1 protein-coding gene and 1 pseudogene are annotated in these 2,420 nt (G+C 64.5%); both read left to right on the top strand.

Translation table 11 applies throughout. From position 1 onward, the window contains the following. Positions 1–1,249 (top strand): annotated as a pseudogene (locus VF697_RS19560) (hypothetical protein); the annotation flags it as partial. 131 nt (positions 1,250–1,380) lie between these two features. Further along, the gene (locus VF697_RS19555) at positions 1,381–2,283 is read left to right on the top strand and encodes a DUF2381 family protein (protein WP_331097183.1); all 903 of its coding nucleotides are present in this window, start codon (positions 1,381–1,383) and stop codon (positions 2,281–2,283) included. The last annotated feature ends 137 nt before the right edge of the window (positions 2,284–2,420 follow it).

The following is a 2,420-nucleotide window of genomic DNA, read 5'->3' as shown; positions in this document are numbered from 1 at the left end:
CGTCACCTTCTACTGGCTCCTGGCCAACGTGTTGCCGTTCGGCGCCAGGAACGACTGGGAGCGTGGCGGCCTCATAGAGCGGATCATCCACCAGAGGCCCATTGCTCCGCATGTGCTCAATCCGCGTGTTCCTCGAGCACTCTCCGACATCTGCATGCGGATGCTGGAGAAGAAGCCGGAGGACCGTTACGCGAGCGTCGTGGAACTGTGTGCGGCCCTGGGTGGAGCCGTGGCCGACGCGGAGGCGGACGCAAGCTGGGACCTGCCGCTGTTTGACCCGGACGCTCCCGACACCAGGGCGACCGAAGAAGAGCCGGCGATGGTGGATGCGAATGATGACGAAGAGACACGCATGTTGCGGAAGTGGGTGAATGCCCAGCCTCGACGCGGACGGAAGCCGAAGAATGCAGCCGAGTCTGCTCCGGAGCAGGACGACATTCCGACGGTCGCGGCAGCGCCGAATCCCGATGACATCGCGCTGAAGCGCCCGGCCCGGGTTCTTGGGCTCGCGGTTGTAGTGCTCGGCGCGTTCCTGTTCGCCAGGTCGCTGCTTCCTCCTGTGTCGGCTCCACTCGACACGTCATCCGAGGCCGCCACGACGCAACAAGCCGGGCCCGGTCGTGAAATGGCGCGGTCCGCGAAGCCGCTGGATGCTCCAGGCGGAGAAGGCGCGGAGCCCGCGATGGGCTCCATCTCCGCGCCTGTGATGATCACGATGCTTCCCAAGGACGACACCAGCGAGAAGTCACAGGAAAAGAAGACAAGGGTTCTCGGACGGGCCGCGAAGGCTCTCGGTACAGGATTGATCTGCAAGGCGCTGACGGGATGCCCGGCACCACAACAGGTGCGGCCCACTCCGGAGCCCTCTCCGTGTCCAGTTGGTGCGGTTGAGACGATGAGGACGCTCGGCATCGACATTTGGAACGAACATTCCGCCACCTTTCACCACACTGCCAAGAGCGCCTCATTCATCACCGTGCGGGAGGGCGAAACTACCCTCCGCCTGGTTCTCGACTGGGGGAAGTTGCCGGGCAAGACCCTCCTGTCTGGGCGGCTGATCTTCGGCGACGGGCGAGTGTACGGGAGAATCACCGAAGCCAAGGTGCCGGGCGGAGAGACGTTCAAGGTCTGCCTGGAGGTGCGAGACGAGGAGGGGGGGCGAGGAGCTATTCGGGAGCCTGGTGGCGGACCGGAGAGCGCGCGGATCTTCTCCACGGTGACGGTGCTAGCCGTCAGCAGCTTCGAGTAAGGGTTGGTCGAGCGGCCAGTAGCCGGGTCCCGGGCTCAGTCTCCATCGAGCCCGAGGCGTGATAGAGGCGATCACCGTTTCTGCTTCGGAGTTCCCTCCCCGTGTTCGCTTCATCGCCTGCCGCGTTCCTGATGCTGCTTCTCGCGGGAACCTCCGCCACCTCGCATACCTGTCCTCCGCCAGGAGAGGCGGAAGGCCGCTGCATCGAGTTGACGGCGGACAGGACCCTTGAAGTGTTCGAGGTGCAACTCAGTCCGGGACAGCCCACCACCTTCGACTTCGACTCGGACGTGCAAGCGGACGGCCTGACGCTGGAGAATCGCGAGCGCTTCAAGGTGGCTCCTGGAAAGCGGCTCATCACGCTCGTCCCCTCGGAGATGATGCGTGGTGAGAAGCCCAGCACGCTGACGGTCTGCTTCGCGGATGACGCGGCCCCATCGTGTGCCAGATTTCGGCTGGTCATTCACCCCGCGGTTGCGGAGCGGCAGGTGGAGATCTTCCGCCACAAGCGCCCGGTGAACTCCGTCCAGGCCGAGTTGAAGAAGACACGCGAGGAGATCGTGAGACTGCACGCGGAGATCGAACGGCTGCGTGCGGAACGAGACAGGCCGGACGGACTCACTGGCCTGTTCGCTTCTGGCATGGTGGACGGGAAGGGCATCCCGTCTCAGTCCATCACCAAGCGCATCACCGAGCGCGAAAGCAACACCCTCATTCCGGTGAGGGTGACGACATTGCGCGCTCCTGGCCGAGTCGCTATCGGGTTGTCGCTGGAGAATCCGGAGGGAGCAAAGCCATGGACACCGCAAGGCGCGAAGCTGGTGGGGTCGAAGGGCGAGGTACTGGATGCGACCTTCTGGCCAGCGGAGCCCATCCCCTCGGGGGAGCAGCACCGCGTCTGGATCGAGGTGATGGTCCCGGACGTGCAGACTCAGGGTCCCTTCATCCTGAAGATCTGGGAGCTGGACGGCCAACGAACCTTTGTCATCGGCAACGTGACCTTCCCGGCTCTTCCTGTGGGTTCGGGGCTTTGAGCCGAGCCCCTGCCCGCGTATCTCGACGCGGGAGGGAGCGGCATCACCGAGAGACACGGGTGAACGGCTACGTGACCCGGCGAGTCAACCAGGGAGGCCAGAAAGGGACAGGGTGTGACAGGCTGTCCGCCTCCCAG

It is taken from the genome of Archangium sp., from assembly GCF_036388035.1.
Taxonomy (GTDB): Bacteria; Myxococcota; Myxococcia; order Myxococcales; family Myxococcaceae; genus Archangium.
Note: the sequence above shows the minus strand (reverse complement) of the source record. Positions and strands in the feature narration are given on the sequence as shown.